Raw genomic sequence first — 19,251 nt, forward strand, 5'->3', positions numbered from 1 at the left:
TGAACGGATCAGATGACGAACAGATCAAGGAACGCGTTTACCGGCATCTGCTCCAGGCGCTGTCTGTCCAGGGAGGCCTCCAGAATGCGTTGCTGCTGACGGGCCGGGAACTGGCGTGCCAGGTTGGTTTTAAATTTCTCAATCAGCAGCGGGATCCCTTCTTCGCGGCGACGCGCGTGACCAATCGGGTACTCCACCACCACCTCCTCAAAGCGGCTACCGTCCGAAAACTCGACGGTTAAGCCATTGGCAATTGAGCGTTTTTGCGGGTCGTGATAATCGCGGGTAAATGCCGGGTCTTCATGGCAATGGGTTTTGGCGCGCAGAACATCAATGCGCGGGTCGCTGGCGATATTCTCTTCATAGTCCGACGCCGTCAGGCGGCCAAACAGCAACGGGATGGCGACCATATACTGAATGCAGTGATCGCGGTCGGCCGGGTTGGTGAGCGGCCCTTTTTTGTCGATAATGCGAATACAGGCTTCATGTGTGCGAATACTCACGCGCTCAATATCCGCCGCCGTTTTCCCCTCAGCGACCATTTTTTGATGCAACGTCATCGCGGCTTCAACCGCCGTCTGCGAGTGGAACTCTGCCGGGAAGGAGATTTTAAACAGCACGTTCTCCATCACGTAGCTACCGTAAGGACGCTGGAAGCGGAACGTCTCGCCCCTGAAGGAGACATCGTAGAAGCCCCAGGTTTTGGCAGTCAGTGCCGTGGGATACCCCATTTCACCGGTCTGCGCCATCAGTGCCAGCCGTACCGCGCGCGACGTGGCGTCACCTGCCGCCCAGGATTTACGCGTGCCGGTATTGGGCGCATGGCGATAGGTTCGCAGTGACTGCCCGTCAACCCACGCCAAAGAAACGGCATTTAAGATCTCTTCTCGATTCAGGCCAAGCATCTCTGCCACCACCGCCGTCGAGGCCACTTTCACCAGCAGCACATGGTCTAACCCAACTTTATTGAAGGCGTTTTCCAGCGCGATGCAGCCCTGAATTTCATGCGCTTTAATCATGCCAGCCAGCACTTTCTGCATGGTGAGCGGCGCTTTACCCGTCGCCACGGCATTACGCGACAGCCAGTCGGCCACCGCCAGAATACCGCCCAGATTGTCAGAAGGATGCCCCCACTCTGCCGCCAGCCAGGTATCGTTGAAATCCAGCCAGCGGATCATCGCACCAATATTGAATGCTGCCTGCACCGGGTCGAGCTGAAACTGCGTGCCCGGCACTTTCGCGCCGTTGGGCACGACCGTTCCCGGCACAATCGGCCCCATCATTTTTTTACACGCCGGATATTCCAGCGCTTCCAGCCCGCAGCCCAACGTATCGAGCAGGCAATAATGCGCGGTGTTCCACGCCACGGTGGAATCAATCTGGTAATTCATCACGTAATCCACGATATCGACGATTTCCTGATCGAATTCCGCACGAAGATGGGTAATCGGCTGAGACATGTTTGTTTTCCTGTTTTGGTTATTGTCAGAGGTAAGCAGATGAATTACTGGCGATTTTCCAGCGTGACAAAAGGTTTATCTTCCGGCCCGGTATAGTTGGCAGACGGGCGGATGATTTTATTGTCCTGGCGCTGTTCAATGACGTGGGCCGACCAGCCCGTCACGCGCGCCATCACAAACAGCGGCGTGAACATCGCGGTGGGGACGCCCATCATGTTGTAGGAGACCGCCGAGAACCAGTCGAGGTTGGGGAACATCTTCTTAGTTTCCCACATCACCGTTTCCAGGCGGTCGGCGATGTCATACATCTTCATGGAGCCTGCTTCACGGGAGAGCTGATAGGCTATGGTTTTGATCACCTCATGGCGCGGGTCGGAAATCGTATACACCGGATGACCGAAGCCGATCACCACCTCTTTGTTTTCAATGCGACGGCGAATATCCTGCTCGGCTTCGTCCGGCGTTTCATAACGTTGCTGAATATCGAGCGACACCTCATTGGCCCCGCCGTGCTTCGGCCCGCGTAGCGCGCCAATCCCACCGATAATAGCGGAATAGATATCCGAGCCTGTTCCGGCAATCACCCGCGAGGCGAACGTTGAGGCATTAAACTCATGTTCGGCGTAGAGAATGAGCGACGCGTGCATCGCCTTCACCTGGCTTTGCGGCGGTTTATGGCCGTGTAACAGGTGCAAAAAATGGCCGCCGATGGAGTCGTCATCGGTTTCCGGCTGGATCCGCTCGCCGTTGTGGCTGTAGTGATACCAGTAGAGAAGAATAGAGCCGAGCGACGCCAGCAGCTTGTCCGCAATATCGCGCGCCCCGGAAACCGAGTGTTCCTCTTTCTCTGGCAATGTACAGCCCAGCGCAGAGACGCCGGTGCGCAGTACATCCATAGGGTGCGATGCCGCCGGCAGCGATTCCAGCACGATGCGCACGTTGGCAGGCAGACCGCGTAATGCTTTCAGCCGTGTCTTATACGCATGCAACTCATCGCGATTGGGCAGTTTGCCGTGAATCAGCAGATACGCCACCTCTTCAAACTCGCAGTGCTTCGCGAGGTCGAGAATGTCATAGCCGCGATAGTGAAGATCGTTGCCGCTTTTGCCCACGGAACAAAGGGCGGTATTTCCGGCAGGCACACCGGAAAGCGCCACGGATTTTTTCGGTTTTGTGGCAGTCGTGTTTTGCAAAATGGTCGCTTCGCTCATACTGGCCTCGTCTTATTATGGATGTGTAGGGTAAAACCGATTACTTGCCGCGTTTGCTGGCAAACAGGGCGTCGAGTTTCTCTTCAAACTGGTAGTAGTTGATGCTTTCGTAGAGTTCGCTGCGGGTTTGCATGATGTCGATAACGCTCTTCTGCGTGCCTTCCTGACGCAGTACGTTGTAGACCTGTTCCGCGGCGCGGTTCATGGCGCGAAACGCCGACAGCGGATAGAGCGCCATCGCCACGTGCGCACTGTGCAGTTCGTCGGTGGTGAACAGCGGCGTCGCGCCGAATTCGGTGATGTTGGCAAGAATCGGCACCTGCACCGCATCGGCAAACTGGCGATACATCGACAGTTCGGTGATGGCTTCCGGGAACAGCATGTCAGCCCCGGCTTCGATATACGCACGGGCGCGTTCAATGGCGGCGTCCAGGCCTTCCACCGCCAGGGCGTCAGTGCGCGCCATAATCACAAAGTCCGGGTCGGTACGGGCATCCACGGCGGCTTTAATGCGATCGACCATCTCTTCGGTTGAGACAATCTCTTTATTCGGGCGATGGCCGCAGCGTTTCGCCCCCACCTGATCTTCGATGTGCAGCCCTGCCGCACCGGCTTTACTCACCGATTTCACCGTGCGCGCCACGTTAAACGCCGAGGCGCCAAACCCGCTGTCGACGTCCACCAGCAGCGGCAGCGAGCAAACATCCGTAATACGCCGGATATCGGTCAGCACATCGTCCAGCCCGGTGATGCCTAAATCAGGCAGGCCAAGCGATCCCGCCGCCACGCCGCCGCCGGAGAGATAAATCGCCTGAAACCCGGCCCGCTGCGCCAGCAGTGCGTGGTTAGCGTTGATGGTGCCTGCAATTTGTAGCGGGGATTCTTTGCTCAGCGCCTGTCGGAATGCCTGACCCGGTGATTGAGTGCTCATGCACACCTCTTTGTTGTTTAAATGTTATTTTTGCGTAACAACAAAAGAGCAAGCGATGTGCCAGAACGACCGCGTCAGTTCACAAAAATAAAAACAGAAGAATATTGATAATAAAATCATGCCGTTGAATATATTCTTTCTCGCCATATCGCTTAAGCATGAGGGTAAAGCGCTTCAGCTAACGTTTAAGAGATTGTTTCACCCTCTGTTTTTGAAACATCAATGAAACACAACTACAACAGATCAGGTCTCCCCCATTTGAGTGCGTTATCATGACCGATAACTTCACGCCCGCTGCGAAACCGGTTATCTGGACCGTCTCAGTGACGCGCCTGTTTGATCTGTTCCGCGATATCAGCCTTGAGTTCGACCATCTGGCGACGATTACGCCGATTCAACTCGGCTTTGAGAAAGCCGTGCAGTACATTCGCCAGAAACTGCTCACCGAACACTGCGACGCGATTATTGCCGCCGGTTCGAACGGCGCGTATCTGAAAAGCCGCCTCTCGGTGCCGGTCATTCTGATCCGTCCCGGCGGGTTTGATCTGTTGCAGGCGCTGGGCAAAGCACGCCGCGTAGCCGACCGGATCGGCGTCATTACTTACAAAGCGCCGCTGCCTGCGCTACAGGAGTTTCAGAAAAGTTTTCAGCTGCCGCTTGAACAGCGCAGCTACGTCACTGAAGAAGATGCCCGTAGCCAGATAACCGAATTGAAGGCCTCCGGGATCCGCGTGCTGGTCGGCGCAGGGTTAGTCACAGAGCTCGCCGAAGAAGCGGGGCTGTCGGCGGTCTTTCTCTATTCTGCTGCCACGGTGCGCCAGGCGTTCAGCGATGCGCTGGATATGACCCGATTTTCCGCTACCGTCCGCAGCAGCGCTCAACGCGACACCCTGCGTACCCGCTACGGCCTGGGCGATCTGGTGGGTGAATCAGGGATAATGGAACAGCTTCGCCGAACGATTCTGCTTTATGCGCGATCCCCGGCGGCGGTGTTAATTGAAGGCGAAACCGGCACCGGGAAAGAGCTGGCAGCGCAGGCACTGCATCAGGAGTATTTTGCTCACCATCGCCCACGCGCGGGCCGTGGCTCGCCGCCCTTTGTGGCGATTAACTGCGGGGCGATAGCGGAGTCGTTGCTGGAAGCTGAGTTGTTTGGCTATGAAGAAGGCGCATTTACCGGCTCACGGCGCGGCGGACGCAGCGGCTTGCTGGAAACCGCCAACGACGGCACGCTGTTCCTCGATGAAATCGGCGAAATGCCGCTGCATCTGCAAACGCGCCTGCTGCGCGTGCTGGAGGAAAAACGGGTGACGCGCGTCGGCGGGCAGCAGCCGCTGAACGTTGAGTTTCGTGTTATCAGCGCGACGCATTGCGACCTGCAACAAGCCGTCGCCGAGGGTCGTTTCCGCGCCGATCTCTTTTTCCGCCTCAGCGCTCTGCGTCTGCGCTTACCCGCCCTGCGCGAGCGTGGCGACGATATCGCGCTGCTGGCGCGGCGCTACCTGACGCAATCGCTGGCGGCGCTGGATGCACCGCTGAGCGACGCCCTGCAGCGACGCATCGCGCTCTGCCTGCCGCCGTTGTTGCGCTACGCCTGGCCGGGCAATATTCGCGAACTTCGCAACCTCTGCGAGCGGCTGGCGCTGCTGCTCAGCAGTGACATGATCGGCGATGAGCGGGACCTTCCCGCACTTCTGCCAGAACTGTATGACGCGGAAAATACGCTCACAGTTTCACCATCAGCCATTGACGCACTGGCGCAGTGTGGCGGCGATCGCAGCGCCGCCGCGCGTTATCTGGGGGTCAGCCGCACCACCTTCTGGCGACGGCTGAAAGAGGAACAGGCGCGCTAAATCGCCACCAGCCCGCGAACCCCCTGCGCCTCCATTTCATCACCGCGCCCGCGCTGGATAATCGCCCCGCGAGACATCACCAGATAGTTATCTGCAAGCTCAGCGGCAAAGTCATAAAACTGCTCCACCAGCAGAATCGCCATGTCACCGCGCCTGGCGAGACTTCTGATCACCGTGCCAATCTCTTTGATCACCGACGGTTGAATCCCTTCGGTAGGTTCATCAAGAATCAGCAGTTCCGGGCGACAGGCAAGCGCGCGGCCAATTGCCAACTGCTGCTGTTGCCCGCCAGATAAATCCCCGCCGCGTCGCTGCTTCATTTCACGGAGCACAGGAAAGAGCGCATAGATCTCTTCCGGTACCGCTTTTGCGTCACGCCCGGAGAAACGCGCCAGCCCCATCAACAGGTTTTCCTCTACCGTCAAACGCGGGAAGATTTCGCGCCCCTGCGGCACATACGCAATCCCCTGCTGCACGCGCTGATGAGGCCTCATCCCGTTAATCACCTTCCCTTTCCAGCGGATTTCGCCAGATTTTGCCGGAATGACGCCCATCAGACATTTCAGTAGCGTGGTTTTGCCCACGCCGTTTCGCCCTAACAGACAGGTGATTTCCCCCGGCGTGGTGTCGAACGATAAGCCACGCAGAATGTGGCTGCCGCCGTAATATTGATTAAGATCCTGAACCTGCAACATATTAGCGCCCCAGATAAACGTCGATAACCTGCTCGTTGGCCTGCACGTCACGCAACGATCCCTCCGCCAGCACCTGCCCCTGATGCAGCACCGTCACGTGGTCGGCAATACTTTCGACAAACCCCATATCGTGCTCAACCACCATCAGTGAATGCTTTCCTGCCAGCGTCCGAAACAGTTCGGCGATGTACTCTGTTTCCGCATCCGTCAGCCCGGCGGCGGGTTCATCCAGCAGTAACAGATGCGGCTCCTGCACCAGCAGCATGCCAATTTCCAGAAACTGCTTTTGCCCGTGAGATAACAACCCCGCGGCGCGCTGGCTGGCGTCGTTAAGACGCAGTAGATGCAGCACCTCATGGATGCGATCCCGCTGCTCGCCGCTCAGTTTAGCGCGCAGGCTGTGCCACACGGATTTATCGTTTTTCTGCGCGATTTCGAGGTTTTCCAGCACCGTCAGCGCTTCAAAAACAGTGGGTTTCTGAAACTTGCGGCCAATCCCCGCACGGGCAATCTCAACAGGGGATAAGGTGCGCAGATCGATAGTCTGATCGTAAAAAATCCGCCCGTTATCAGGCTGGGTTTTTCCGGTGATAACATCCATGAGCGTGGTTTTTCCCGCGCCGTTAGGGCCAATCACACAGCGCAGCTCACCCACGCCGATGGACAACGAGAGATCGGTTAACGCACGAAAGCCGTCAAAGGTGACGTTGATCTTTTCCAGTTGCAGCACCGGGTCGGTTTTTTCGCGATAGCGGTCCTGTGGCAGCGGCTGGGTAAAAAGGGAATCAGTCATGCTTCCTCCGTTTGAGCAGGCCAATCACGCCGCGCGGTAAAAATAGCGTCACCAGAATAAACATCAGGCCGAGGAAAAAGAGCCAGTAGTCCGGGAATGCGACGGTAAACCAGCTTTTCGCGCCGTTTACGATGCCCGCGCCCAGTACCGGGCCAATCAGCGAACCCCGTCCGCCGAGCGCCACCCAAATCGCCGCCTCGATAGAGTTAGTGGGCGACATTTCGCTGGGGTTGATAATGCCCACCTGCGGCACATACAGCGCCCCCGCCAGGCCACACAGCACCGCAGACAGCGTCCAGACAAACAATTTGAATCCACGCGGATCGTATCCGCAAAACATCAGGCGATTCTCCGCATCGCGCACGCCGGTCAGCACCCGGCCAAACTTGCTGCGGGTGATCGCCACACCGATCGCCAGCGCTCCCGCCAGCAGCAACACGGTGGCGATAAACAGCGCGATGCGCGTGCCCGTCGCCGATACCGGAAAGCCCAAGAGAGTGGTGAATCCCGTAAAGCCGTTATTGCCGCCAAAACCGGTTTCGTTACGGAAGAACAGCAACATTCCAGCGTAGGTCAGCGCCTGGGTCATGATCGAGAAGTAAACATCTTTGATACGCGAGCGGAAAGCGAAGTAGCCAAACAGCAGCGCCAGCAGGCCAGGCACCAGAATGATCAGGCACAGGGCCCAGGCAAAATGCTGCGTACCGGCCCAGAACCACGGCAGTTCCGTCCACGAGAGAAACGACATAAAGGCGGGTAAACCGTCGCCCGAGGCCTGGCGCATCAGGTACATGCCCATCGCGTAGCCGCCCAGGGCGAAGAACAACCCGTGCCCGAGAGACAAAAGCCCGGCGTAGCCCCACACCAGATCCAGCGCCACGGCGACAATCGCATAGCACAGAATTTTGCCTATTAGCGTAAGGGTGTAGGTTGAAACCGCCAGCGGATGTGCCGCAGGCAACAGCGCCAGAAAGGGCAGAATCAGCAGCGCGATGAAAATCAACGCGCCGAGTGCGCCCGACACACGCGGCGCGCGGCGGGCTAAAGTCAGTGTCAGTGGCTGGCACATCAGTCAATCACCCTCCCTTTGAAGGCAAACAGCCCCTGTGGACGCTTCTGGATAAACAGCACGATCATCACCAGGATGGCGATTTTCCCCAGCACCGCTCCAAGCTGCGGTTCGAGAAACTTATTCAACACGCCCAGACCCAGCGCGGCTACCACGGTGCCCGCCAGTTGCCCAACCCCGCCGGTCACCACCACCAGGAAAGAGTCGATAATGTAACCCTGCCCCAGCTCCGGCCCCACGTTGCCCAACTGTGATAACGCCACGCCGCCCAGCCCGGCGATGCCGGAACCCAGCCCAAACGCCAGCATATCCACGCGCCCGGTCGGCACGCCACAGCAATCTGCCATCCGACGATTCTGGGTGACCGCACGCACGTTCATCCCGAGACGCGTTTTATTGAGCAGCAGCCAGGTCAGCCCCAGCACGCCCGCCACGAAAATGATCACCGCGATACGGTTATACGGCAGCACCATATTCGGTAGCGCGTTCCAGCCACCGGACAACCACGCCGGGTTCGCCACTTCCAGGTTCTGCGTACCAAATATCACGCGCACAAGTTGGATAAGCATCAGGCTGATTCCCCACGTCGCCAGCAGCGTTTCCAGTGGACGCCCATATAAATGGCGAATAATTGTGCGCTCCAGCAGCATCCCCATGACGGCGGTGATGGCGAAAGCCACCGGCAGCGCCGCCAGCGGATAAAGCGCCAGCCAGTCCGGTGCGTAACGGGCAAACACGTCCTGCACCAGCCAGGTCGCGTATGCGCCCAGCATCAGCATTTCTCCGTGCGCCATATTGATGACGCCCAGCAGGCCGTAAGTAATGGCAAGACCCAGCGCCGCCAGCAGCAGAATTGAGCCCAGCGATAAGCCGCTAAACGCCAGCCCCAGCCACTCGCCCCATTTCAGGCGCTGCTGGATCTGTTTCAGGCTATCGGCCGCCGCATCGCGTACCGCCGCATCCGGTTCGTTTTCTGGCTGCGTGAGACGATACAGACTCGCCTGTACCTGCGGGTCGCTGGCCTCGCCCAGTAATTTCACCGCCTGTAAGCGCTGAGCCGGGCGGCTATCGGTTAACTGTAATCCGGCGACCGCGATCCCCAGCGCCTGATGTACATCGTCATTCTTCTCTGCGGCCAGACGCTGGCTGAGGAACGGCAGTTGATCCGCCTGCGCGCTGGTCTGCAACGCCTGCGCTGCCTGTAGCCGCACGTTATCGTCCGGGCTCACCAGTTGATGTGCCGACAGCGCGCTGGCAACCAGCCCACGCAGACGGTTATTCATGAACACTTTTTTCGTATTACCTACCGGCACCGCATCGCCCTCCAGCGGCGTAAGCTTGCCCTGTCGCTGTGAAAAAAGCTGCCCCTGGGTGTCCATCACCACCGTTTCACGGCTCAACGCCTGTAACAGCGTCAGGCGAGAGGCGTCCGGCGTTTGCGCCCATTGCTGCAGCAATTGCGCCTGCTGACTGCGGTTCGCCTTGCCGTAATCTTCGGCGGGACCGGCCAGCGCCGAGGTTGCTATCAACAGACAGCTAATAAAAAGAGAGCCTAAAATTTTCATCGTGTCGGTGTCTTCTTTTGTGGCCCGACTGCATCGGGCCAGCCAACCGTTGGCAGAGGCGCCATCCGCCCCTGCCGCTGCGATTATTTACCGCCCGTCTTCACCGGACTTTCCGATTTTTTATCATTGCCCGGAATGTACGGGCTCCACGGCTGCGCGCGCACCGGTTGTTCGGTCTGCCACACCACATTGAACTGCCCGTTATCTTCGATTTCACCAATCATCACGGGTTTATGCAGGTGGTGGTTGGTGGCATCCATGGTGAGGGTGAAACCGCTCGGCGCGGCATAGGATTGGTTCGCCATCGCTTCACGCACTTTATCGACATCGGTTGTGCCCGCTTTCTCCACCGCCTGCGCCCACATGTGGATACCGACATAGGTCGCCTCCATCGGGTCGTTGGTCACCACGGTATCGGCGTTCGGTAATTTATGCGCTTTGGCATAGGCGCGATAATCCGCCACGAATTTGGTGTTCACCGGGTTGCTGACCGATTCAAAGTAGTTCCATGCGGCAAGGTGGCCCACCAGCGGTTTGGTGTCGATGCCACGCAGTTCCTCTTCGCCGACGGAGAAAGCCACCACAGGCACATCGGTAGATTTAATGCCCTGATTTGCCAGCTCTTTGTAGAACGGGACGTTGGAGTCGCCGTTGATGGTAGAGATCACCGCCGTTTTACCGCCTGCGGAGAATTTTTTGATACTGGAGACAATGGTTTGATAGTCGCTGTAACCAAACGGCGTATACACCTCTTCAATGTCTTTATCCTGAATACCTTTTGAATGCAGGAAAGCGCGCAGAATTTTATTGGTGGTACGCGGATAAACGTAGTCAGTGCCCAGCAGGAAGAAGCGCTTCGCTCCGCCGCCATCTTCGCTCATCATGTACTCGACTGCCGGGATCGCCTGCTGATTCGGCGCCGCCCCGGTGTAGAACACATTTGGCGACATCTCTTCGCCTTCATACTGCACCGGATAGAACAGCAGGCCGTTCAGTTCTTCAAATACCGGTAGCACCGATTTACGCGACACCGACGTCCAGCAGCCAAACACCACGGCAGCTTTATCCTGGCTCAGCAACTGGCGCGCTTTTTCCGCGAACAACGGCCAGTTAGACGCCGGGTCAACCACCACCGGTTCCAGTTTTTTACCCAGCACGCCGCCTTTGGCGTTGATTTCATCAATGGTCATCAGCGCCATATCTTTCAGCGGCGTTTCTGAAATCGCCATCGTGCCGGAGAGCGAGTGCATGATGCCGACTTTAATGGTGTCTGCTGCGTATGCCTGTAACGAGAAGCCCATGCTCAAAAAAGTCGCGGAGAGGGCAAAAGCTTTCAGTAAAGAACGTCTTTTCATCACTAAACCCCTAAATAATATTGATTAATATCTCCGCATATGCGGAGCGGGAACGTCTTACAACCTGGCCTGCTGGAGCCGGTGCAGGGTAATTTTCCTGACCTCGGCTTTACTCTGTGAAATGTGTTCCGTCAGCAGCCGCTGCGCCTCTTCCCTTTGCTGACGCAGCACCGCCTGCAAAATGCGCGCGTGCTCCTGATAGGTGGCCTCTACGCGGTCCTCGCGGGTGAAGTCGAGATGGCGAATAATGCGAATCTTTTCCGTCAGCTCGATATGCACGCGCACCATTTCTTCATTGCCGCTGGCGCGCACCAGCGTGGTGTGGAAAGCTTCATCCTGACGTGAAAGGGTTTTGCCCGGCGCCATGCGCGGGGCGTCTATCCAGAAATCCACCAGCGGCGCGAGGTGGTCCTTGCATATCGCGAGCGGCATGTCGCACAGGCGCTTTACCGCTTCACACTCCAGTACGATACGAAAGTCGTACAGCGCCTCGAACCACGCGAAATCAAACGGCTTCACTTGCCAACCGCTCCGGCTGTACACCTGCACGTAGCCCTCCTGCTCGAGACGAAACAGGGCCTGGCGCACCGGTGTACGGCTGGCGGACATTCGCTCTGAAATTTCGTTTTCGCTGAAATGCTCACCGGGCATCAGGCGAAAATCGAAGATGTCGTTTTTCAGCGCGTGATAAATGCGCTCGCCCAGGCCGGGGCTACGTTTGCTGCTGTCCATGACGCCTCCTTACGCCAGCCACAGCAGCGCATCACCGGGGCTCACCGGATGCCCCGGCTGACAACCGATGCGTTTCACGGTTCCCGCCTGAGGTGCGTGAATAGCCAGTTCCATTTTCATCGCTTCGACGATGATCAGCGGCTGCCCTTCCGTTACCTCATCGCCCGGTTTCACCAGCACTTTCCAGATGTTGCCGTTCATATCGCCAGTCACGGCAAACGCATCATCATCGGCGTCCTCACTGACGGGCTGGCGTGGGCGTTCCGCCTCGGTGATCTGTTCATCTTGTTGCCAGCGCGCCACTTCGCTTTCAAAGGCCAGTGCTTGCTTCTCACGGAAGTCACGGATCGCTTCGGCGTTGACGTCGAGAAAGCGCAGATGTTCAGCAAAATCGAATTCACTCTCTTCGATGCGCACGGCGGCGCGGCCTTCGCGGAAATCATCACGCAGTTGATTGAGTTCGCTTTCGCTGACCGGATAGAAGCGCACCTGGTCAAAGAAGCGCAGCAGCCACGGTTCGCCCGCCGCGAACTGACGGTTTTTGAGGAATTTGTTCCAGATAGGTAGCGTGCGCCCCACCAGCTGATAACCGCCGGGAGAGTCCATGCCATAGATACACATATACATGCCGCCAATGCCGACCGTACCTTCAGCGGTAAAGGTGCGCGCCGGGTTGTATTTCGAGCTCAACAGGCGGTGGCGCGGATCAATCGGTACCGCACAAGGTGCGCCGAGGTAAACATCGCCCAGCCCGAGGATCAGATAGCTGGCATCGAAAATCGTGTCACGCACTGCCTCGCGGCTCGCCAGCCCATTGATGCGTTGAATGAAATCAACGTTATTCGGCAGCCACGGCGCACTGGCGCGAACCGTATCCTGATAGCGGCTGACGGCATCCAGCGTGGCGGTGTCTTCAAAAGCCATCGGCAGCCAGACGATGCGCGACGGGACTTTCATTTCGCTGACATCGCCCATGTGCGACTCCTGCTCCAGCAGTATCGCCACCAGCGCCTGCTGACTGATTTCACGGCTGTCGTAGCGCACCTGTAATGAGCGCACGCCCGGCGAAAGTTCTTTAATGCCCGGATGTGATAAATCGTTAAGTCGCGCCATCAGCAGATGCACCCGCAGGCGCAGCGCCAGATCGAGGACGTTGTCACCGTATTCAATCAGGATGTAATTATCCCCCGCCTGGCGATAGACAATGGCGGGCGTGGTCGCGCTGGCAGGCAGCGACACCAGCGCCGCCGCCGAGACACCATCACGCGCGGCCAGCGATGGCACGGCAAATGTCGCCTGTTGGCTGGACTGGAGTGTATCGATCGTGCGATCCATCGCCTTTTCCCGTGCGACGGCATCGGCCACGCTTATCGGGTAGAAGCGAATCGTGTCGCCCGGCTTCACCTGCCCCACTTTCCACAGCTCCGCTTTGGCAATGGTGACCGGGCAGACAAATCCCCCCAGGCTTGGTCCATCGCGCGTCAGGATCACCGGGAAGTCGCCGGTAAAGTTAATCGCACCAATGGCGTATTCGCAGTCATGCACATTGGAGGGATGCAGCCCGGCTTCGCCGCCGTCCGGGCGGGTCCATTCCGGTTTTGGCCCCACCAGGCGCACGCCAAGGCGGTTAGAGTTGTAATGCACCTGCCATTCACTGGCGAAAAAGTCATCAATCGACTTTTGACTGAAGAAATCCGGTGCGCCGTGCGGGCCATATAGCACGCCGATACGCCAGCTATCGCCATACTCTGGCACCAGCGACGCCGCCAGCGCCTGCGGTTCGCTCACCGGCGCAGGCGTAGTGCAGGCAGTCAGTTCCGGGCGCGAAACGGGCAGCAGATCGGCAACTTTCAGCGTGCGTCCGGCGTGGCCGCCAAACTGCCCCAGGGCGAAGGTGGAACGGCTTCCCAGGTACTCCGGCACATCAAAACCGTTACGCACCGCGAGGTAAGCACGACACCCCGCTTTGGCGCGCCCAAGGCTCAGGGTTTGTCCACGTTTAACCGTGACCGGCTGCCAGAGCGGCACGCGGGTCTCGTCAAGCAGAGCCTGACAATCTGCCCCGGTAAGGGCGATCACCGCGTCCGTGTGGAAACGTAATACCGGCCCCTGAAGCGTGAACTCCAGCCCGGCGGCGGTATGATGGTTGCCGACAATGCGGTTCGCCAGTCGAAAGGCATAATCATCCATCGGCCCGGACGGCGGTACGCCAATATCCCAGTAACCGAGGCGTCCCGGATAATCCTGAATGCTGCTCCAGGTGCCCGGTTGCAGCACTTCAATCACCGGCGATTCTGCTGCCACGTTATCAAGCCAGCGAGTCCAGACACTGCCCTGCGTGAATGCCACGCTTGACGTTATCTGACGCAGATAATCAAGATTGGTGGTAATACCGTGCAACCGCGTGGCATTCAGCGCCTGCGTCAGTTTCGCCAGCGCCGCCTCGCGGGTATCCGCATGCACAATCAGTTTGGCGATCATCGGGTCGTAAAATGCTGAGACTTCACTGCCCGTCGCCACGCCGCTATCGATACGAACGCCGTCCGGGAAGACCACCTCGGTCAGCACGCCGGGGCTCGGCTGGAAGTTTTTCAGCGGGTTTTCCGCATAGATGCGCACTTCCATCGCCGCGCCCTGCGGGGCTTGCGCCAGACGAGCCCAGTCGATGCTTTCGCCCGCGGCGACGCGCAGCATGCACTCCACCAAATCAAGCCCGGTAACGCACTCGGTTACCGGATGCTCCACCTGCAAACGGGTGTTCACTTCGAGGAAGTAGAACGCGTCCTGTTCGGGGTCGTAAATAAACTCCACCGTACCTGCGCTGCGGTAATTCACCAGCTTGCCCAGCTCAACGGCGGCCTTCAGTAATGCTTCGCGCGTGGCCTGCGGCAAATTCGGCGCAGGCGTCTCTTCAACCACCTTCTGATTGCGCCGCTGAAGAGAGCAGTCGCGCTCGCCCAGGGCGACAACATTACCGTTGCCATCACCAAAAATCTGCACTTCGATATGACGAGCGCGATCGATACAGCGCTCAATAAACACGCCTGCATCACTGAAAAACTGTTCGCCAAGACGACGCACGCTTTCCCACGCCTGTACCAGCGCCTCGCGATCAGCGCAGCGCGTCAGGCCGATACCGCCGCCGCCCGCCGTGCTTTTAAGCATCACCGGATAGCCAATTTTCTGCGCCGCGTTTAGCGCCTCTTCAATAGTGTCCAGCAACGCGGTACCGGGCGTCATTGGCACACCCGCCTGTGCTGCCAGTTCACGCGCCCGGTGCTTTAACCCGAACTCGCCAATCTGCTGCGCCGTCGGGCCGACAAACGCGATACCCGCCTGCTCGCAGGCATCAGCAAACGCCAGGCTTTCCGAGAGAAAACCGTAACCCGGCCAGATAGCCTGCGCCCCGCTTTCCTGCGCGGCGGCGATGATTTTGTCGATGCGCAGATAGCTGTCGCTGGCTTTCTCTCCGCCCAGCGCCATCGCAATATCCGCCTGTTTAACGTGTTCCGCGTTTTTATCCGCATCGGAATAGACCGCGACGCTGGTCACGCCGAGCCGCTTTAAGGTACGAATCGCACGGCAGGCAATTTCCCCCCGGTTGGCAATCAGGACGGTGTTAAACATGATGCGTCTCCTTGCGGCCAACCCAGTGGCGCCAGCCTTTAAATTCAGTGATATCGATGGCGTCACATAACGCCGCCGGTTCGCAGATAAAGCCTTTCACCCAGCGCCCATCGGCCAGTTCCAGCGAGCCGATACCTAGCGGGGCGGGAATTTCAGCGACAAACTCGCCAAAGCGCGCCAGCGGGATATCCCACAGTTCCACCTGAATCGCCGCGCCGTCGGCGTCACGCGCAATGCCTGGTTTTGGCGGCTGCGTGTTGGCCAGTGCATAGAGTCGGTAGCGAGCGGCGGTTTCTGTCGCCTCAACAAAGGCGGCATCGCGCTGAGTCAACTGGAAGTTGAGCGGCATGCCGCGCAGATGTGCGCCGACAACAGCAACGCGAACGTGATGCGCGGACGGCGGCAACGATGGAGAGATAGCCGGGAAGGCATGCCCGGTTGCGCCAAGCGGCAGAGCCAGCTGTTGCTGCCAGCGGCGGCCAAAATCGGCCAGTGCACGGTCATGCCAGGCCGGGGCGAGCAGCGTGATGCCAGCAGGTAAGCCATCCGCACGGAACGGGGCCGGCAGCGCCAGGGCGCTGAGATCGGCAAGGTTGGTGAAATTGGTGTACGTGCCAAACTGCGAATTAAAGCGAATGGGTTCGCGCGCCATATCCGCCAGGGTGTGTATGGTCGGTGACGTCGGCACCACCAGTGCATCAACCCCGGCGAGCGCGGTCTGAATTTTGCGTGCCAGCTCTGCCCGCAGATATTCGGCTTTAAAAGCTTCAACAGCGCTGTAGTTCAGGCCAGCGGCGATGATGGTATGAACCGTAGGGTCCATCTGGTCGGGATGATTCAGCGTGTCACCCACCGCGGCGGTGCGCTCGGCCACCCACGGGCCCTGGTAAAGTTGTTCCGCCAGTTGATAAAACGCCGAGAAATCGATGGGCTTTAGGGTCACGCCGCTTTCGCGCAGCGCGCCGAGCGCCGCCTGCCACGCCTGCTCTGCCGCGCAATCGTCAAAGAACACCAGCGCATCCGGAATGGCGAGTACCGGATTTTGCGAAAAAGTCGCAGGCGCAGTGGCCGGGTTGATTCTGGAATAGGCATCCTCGGCGTCGAACCCTCCGGCGATCGTGGCGACCTGCCAGGCGTCATCTACTGTCAGGGCAAACACCGAAAGCGTATCGTTCAGACGACAGGCCGGGAATACCCCGGTCGCTGAGAGCCAGCCTTTGGTCGGCTTCAGGCCGACAATATTATTAAACCCGGCAGGAACGCGGCCTGAACCGGCAGTGTCGGTACCTAATGAAAACGGCACCAGCCCGCGCGCTACCACCGACGCAGAGCCAGAGCTGGAACCGCCGCTCACGTAAGCCGGATTAAATGTATTCGCGACGGCCCCGTAGGGAGAGCGCGTGCCCACCAGACCTGTCGCAAACTGGTCCAGGTTCGTTTTGCCGATCAGAATCGCGCCCGCCGCTTTCAGTTTCGCTACGGCGGTGGCGTCATGTGTTGCGACGTTGGCAATCGCCGGGCAGGCGGCTGTCGTTGGCCACCCCGCGGCATCAACGTTGTCTTTAATCGCAAAGGGAATACCAAACAGCGGATACCGTTCTGGCTGCTGTTGGTAATGCGGCAACAGGGCGTCAATTTGTTCGCGAAGCTGCGTTTCGCTGGCAAGCACGATCCACGCATTATCCTGCGCAGTCAGCGACTGAAGATGGTCATTTAATAAGGCAAATACGTTGTCACTATTACGCGCAATGGCCTGTTGCCATTCGCCAAGTGTTTTTCCGGTCATCACTGCCATGTTGGAATTCCTGTTGGTATACAAGATGGAATTCATATAGCAACTGGCATGCCAAATAATTAATGCATTGTTTTAAAACAAATTAAATAATTTTCTTTATTGTTTATAAGAATTAGCTGCACCTTTTCAGAACATCCACGAGCGATAACTGTGCAAATATTCATCAGTAAAAATAATGACCAATACGGGCAGCGAAAAGATATTCCAATGAGCAAAGAGCTCACCTTATTAACCTGACGCAATGCGATCCGCGCTGAAAAAACCGCAATTAATCACGTAAACCGCCACGGTGAAGAGGAATTTCAACTAAGGTTTTCATCAGGTTGATTTCAGCGCTCCTGCTGTTTGTCGAAATGGAGAAAACCGATGAAGAACGTTGCTGCGCATCCTGTTGCGCGCCATACCCTGACCTTAAGCGCTCTGCTGCTGGCCTTTGCCGTCCAGGCGCAGGAGGAGTACCCGGCCTCCCCTGATATTCTGCTTGGGCCGCTGTTTAATGATGTGCAAAGCGCGAAACTCTTTCCCGATCAAAAAACCTTCGCCGACGCGGTGCCTAAAAGCGACCCGTTGATGATCCTCGCGGATTACCGCATGCAGAAGAGCCAGACCAGCTTTGATCTGCGCCACTTTGTAGAGATGAACTTTGCGCTACCGCAGGCGGGCGAAACCTATGTGCCGCCCAAAGGGCAAACGCTGCGCCAGCACATTGATGGCCTTTGGCCGGTGCTGACCCGCACCAGTGAAACGGCGGAAAAGTGGAGCTCCCTGCTGCCGCTGCCAAAACCCTATGTCGTGCCCGGCGGGCGCTTTCGTGAGGTTTATTACTGGGACAGTTACTTCACCATGCTTGGCCTTGCGGAGAGCGGGCACTGGGATAAAGTGGCCGATATGGTGGCGAACTTCGCTTATGAAATCGACACCTGGGGGCATATCCCCAATGGCAACCGCAGCTACTACTTAAGCCGTTCACAACCGCCGTTTTTCTCGTTGATGGTTGAGTTACTGGCAAAACATGACAGCGACGCGCTGAAAACCTATCTGCCGCAGATGGAAAAAGAGCACGCGTACTGGATGGACGGCGCGGAAAGTCTTCAGCCTGGCGACGCCAATAAGCGGGTGGTTAAACTGCGCGACGGCACCCTGCTCAACCGCTACTGGGATGATAACGATACACCCCGACCAGAATCGTGGCTTGATGATGTGACCACCGCGAAGAAAAACCCGAATCGACCCGCTACGGAAATCTACCGTGACCTGCGCTCCGCCGCTGCATCAGGTTGGGATTTCAGCTCACGCTGGATGGATAACCCGCAACAACTGGACACCATTCGTACCACCAGCATCGTGCCCGTCGATCTGAACGCGCTGATGTTTAAAATGGAAAAATTGATCGCTGAGGGGAGTAAAGCCGCGGGCGATACGGCGAAAAGTCAACAGTATGATACGGAAGCTAACGCACGCCAGAAGGCTATCGAAAAATATCTGTGGAACGATAGAGAGGGCTGGTACGCCGATTACGATCTGAAGTCGCACAAGGTGCGTAATCAGCTCACTGCTGCCGCCCTGTTCCCGCTGTACGTGAATGCCGCCTCACATGAGCGAGCGACGAAGATGGCAGCGGTGACGAATAGCCGGTTGTTAAAACCTGGCGGCATTACCACTACCACCATTAACAGCGGGCAACAGTGGGATGCGCCAAACGGTTGGGCGCCATTGCAGTGGGTCGCCGTAGAAGGGTTGCAGAACTATGGTCAGGAGAAAGTGGCAATGGATGTCACCTGGCGCTTCCTGAGCAACGTTCAGCACACTTACGATAAAGAGAAAAAACTGGTGGAAAAATATGATATTACCTCCACCGGGACGGGCGGTGGTGGCGGTGAATATCCGTTGCAGGATGGCTTTGGCTGGACCAACGGCGTGACGCTGAAGATGCTGGATTTGATTTGCCCGAAAGAGAAACCATGCGATACGGTGCCGGATGCGCCGGTGCAGACGGCGAAGTAAAGCACCCTCACCCCGCCCTCTCCCTCAGGGAGAGGGAGAAAACCAGCGCAGATCTGCAAAATCGGTTCGGTCGGTCCCCTCACCCTAAGAGAGAGGGAGAAAACCAGCGCAGATCTGCAAAATCGGTTCGGTTGGTCCCCTCATCCTAAGAGAGAGGGAGA

Annotated in this window: 13 protein-coding genes; 2 read left to right on the forward strand and 11 right to left on the reverse strand. The window is 57.8% G+C overall.

Features of this window, described 5'->3' with window-relative positions:
* Positions 1-8: 8 nt before the first annotated feature.
* Genes NMC31_RS12930 through prpB form a run of 3 tightly spaced genes read right to left on the reverse strand, consistent with a single transcriptional unit; the run spans position 9 to position 3,602 of the window.
* Positions 9-1,460 (reverse strand): bifunctional 2-methylcitrate dehydratase/aconitate hydratase, encoded by a 1,452-nt coding sequence (locus NMC31_RS12930; RefSeq protein WP_253898159.1) that lies wholly within the window; start codon positions 1,458-1,460, stop codon positions 9-11.
* 44 nt (positions 1,461-1,504) lie between these two features.
* Positions 1,505-2,671, reverse strand: coding sequence for a bifunctional 2-methylcitrate synthase/citrate synthase (prpC, locus tag NMC31_RS12935; protein WP_253898160.1), 1,167 nt, complete (start codon positions 2,669-2,671; stop codon positions 1,505-1,507).
* A gap of 40 nt (positions 2,672-2,711) precedes the next feature.
* On the reverse strand, positions 2,712-3,602 hold the full coding sequence (gene prpB, locus NMC31_RS12940; protein WP_253898161.1) for a methylisocitrate lyase: 891 nt from the start codon (positions 3,600-3,602) through the stop codon (positions 2,712-2,714).
* A gap of 272 nt (positions 3,603-3,874) precedes the next feature.
* Between prpB and prpR the strand changes: the two genes are divergently transcribed.
* The gene (gene prpR, locus NMC31_RS12945) at positions 3,875-5,455 is read left to right on the forward strand and encodes a propionate catabolism operon regulatory protein PrpR (RefSeq protein ID WP_253898162.1); all 1,581 of its coding nucleotides are present in this window, start codon (positions 3,875-3,877) and stop codon (positions 5,453-5,455) included.
* Here the strand turns inward: prpR and urtE are convergent.
* The 8 genes from urtE to atzF form a co-directional block, all read right to left on the reverse strand.
* Positions 5,452-6,150, reverse strand: coding sequence for an urea ABC transporter ATP-binding subunit UrtE (gene urtE, locus NMC31_RS12950; protein WP_253898163.1), 699 nt, complete (start codon positions 6,148-6,150; stop codon positions 5,452-5,454). The two genes, prpR and urtE, sit on opposite strands and share 4 nt — an antisense overlap.
* Before the next feature lies 1 nt (position 6,151).
* A complete protein-coding gene (gene urtD / locus NMC31_RS12955) occupies positions 6,152-6,943 on the reverse strand; it encodes an urea ABC transporter ATP-binding protein UrtD (protein WP_253898164.1) in 792 nt (263 codons plus the stop codon).
* Positions 6,936-8,012, reverse strand: coding sequence for an urea ABC transporter permease subunit UrtC (gene urtC, locus NMC31_RS12960; RefSeq protein WP_253898165.1), 1,077 nt, complete (start codon positions 8,010-8,012; stop codon positions 6,936-6,938). Before urtC ends, urtD begins: the two co-directional genes overlap by 8 nt.
* A complete protein-coding gene (urtB, locus tag NMC31_RS12965) occupies positions 8,012-9,577 on the reverse strand; it encodes an urea ABC transporter permease subunit UrtB (RefSeq protein ID WP_253898166.1) in 1,566 nt (521 codons plus the stop codon). Before urtB ends, urtC begins: the two co-directional genes overlap by 1 nt.
* Before the next feature lie 83 nt (positions 9,578-9,660).
* Positions 9,661-10,932: an urea ABC transporter substrate-binding protein gene (gene urtA / locus NMC31_RS12970; protein ID WP_253898167.1), complete on the reverse strand. Its 1,272-nt coding sequence runs from the start codon at positions 10,930-10,932 to the stop codon at positions 9,661-9,663.
* A 57-nt stretch (positions 10,933-10,989) separates the two neighbouring features.
* Positions 10,990-11,664 carry a GntR family transcriptional regulator gene (locus tag NMC31_RS12975; protein ID WP_253898168.1) on the reverse strand — a complete coding sequence of 225 codons (675 nt, stop codon included), beginning with the start codon at positions 11,662-11,664 and terminating at the stop codon, positions 10,990-10,992.
* A gap of 9 nt (positions 11,665-11,673) precedes the next feature.
* Entirely contained in the window at positions 11,674-15,291 is a 3,618-nt protein-coding gene (gene uca, locus NMC31_RS12980; protein ID WP_253898169.1) for an urea carboxylase, read from the reverse strand.
* Positions 15,284-17,086, reverse strand: a complete 1,803-nt coding sequence (gene atzF / locus NMC31_RS12985; protein WP_253898170.1) for an allophanate hydrolase — start codon at positions 17,084-17,086, stop codon at positions 15,284-15,286. Before atzF ends, uca begins: the two co-directional genes overlap by 8 nt.
* 366 nt (positions 17,087-17,452) lie before the next feature.
* Here atzF and NMC31_RS12990 point away from each other — a divergent pair, with 366 nt between their 5' ends.
* Complete coding sequence (locus NMC31_RS12990; RefSeq protein ID WP_253898171.1) at positions 17,453-19,090, forward strand: alpha,alpha-trehalase; 1,638 nt, start codon at positions 17,453-17,455, stop codon at positions 19,088-19,090.
* The last annotated feature ends 161 nt before the right edge of the window (positions 19,091-19,251 follow it).

This window comes from Pseudocitrobacter vendiensis (assembly GCF_943590815.1).
GTDB lineage: Bacteria > Pseudomonadota > Gammaproteobacteria > Enterobacterales > Enterobacteriaceae > Pseudocitrobacter > Pseudocitrobacter vendiensis.

Bases quoted from the DNA above. Each gene is read 5' to 3' on its own strand.
- NMC31_RS12930 (WP_253898159.1), bottom strand. From the start codon at position 1,460: ATGTCTCAGCCGATTACCCATCTTCGTGCGGAATTCGATCAGGAAATC.
- prpC (WP_253898160.1), bottom strand. From the start codon at position 2,671: ATGAGCGAAGCGACCATTTTGCAAAACACGACTGCCACAAAACCGAAA.
- prpB (WP_253898161.1), bottom strand. From the start codon at position 3,602: ATGAGCACTCAATCACCGGGTCAGGCATTCCGACAGGCGCTGAGCAAA.
- prpR (WP_253898162.1), top strand. From the start codon at position 3,875: ATGACCGATAACTTCACGCCCGCTGCGAAACCGGTTATCTGGACCGTC.
- urtE (WP_253898163.1), bottom strand. From the start codon at position 6,150: ATGTTGCAGGTTCAGGATCTTAATCAATATTACGGCGGCAGCCACATT.
- urtD (WP_253898164.1), bottom strand. From the start codon at position 6,943: ATGACTGATTCCCTTTTTACCCAGCCGCTGCCACAGGACCGCTATCGC.
- urtC (WP_253898165.1), bottom strand. From the start codon at position 8,012: ATGTGCCAGCCACTGACACTGACTTTAGCCCGCCGCGCGCCGCGTGTG.
- urtB (WP_253898166.1), bottom strand. From the start codon at position 9,577: ATGAAAATTTTAGGCTCTCTTTTTATTAGCTGTCTGTTGATAGCAACC.
- urtA (WP_253898167.1), bottom strand. From the start codon at position 10,932: ATGAAAAGACGTTCTTTACTGAAAGCTTTTGCCCTCTCCGCGACTTTT.
- NMC31_RS12975 (WP_253898168.1), bottom strand. From the start codon at position 11,664: ATGGACAGCAGCAAACGTAGCCCCGGCCTGGGCGAGCGCATTTATCAC.
- uca (WP_253898169.1), bottom strand. From the start codon at position 15,291: ATGTTTAACACCGTCCTGATTGCCAACCGGGGGGAAATTGCCTGCCGT.
- atzF (WP_253898170.1), bottom strand. From the start codon at position 17,086: ATGGCAGTGATGACCGGAAAAACACTTGGCGAATGGCAACAGGCCATT.
- NMC31_RS12990 (WP_253898171.1), top strand. From the start codon at position 17,453: ATGAAGAACGTTGCTGCGCATCCTGTTGCGCGCCATACCCTGACCTTA.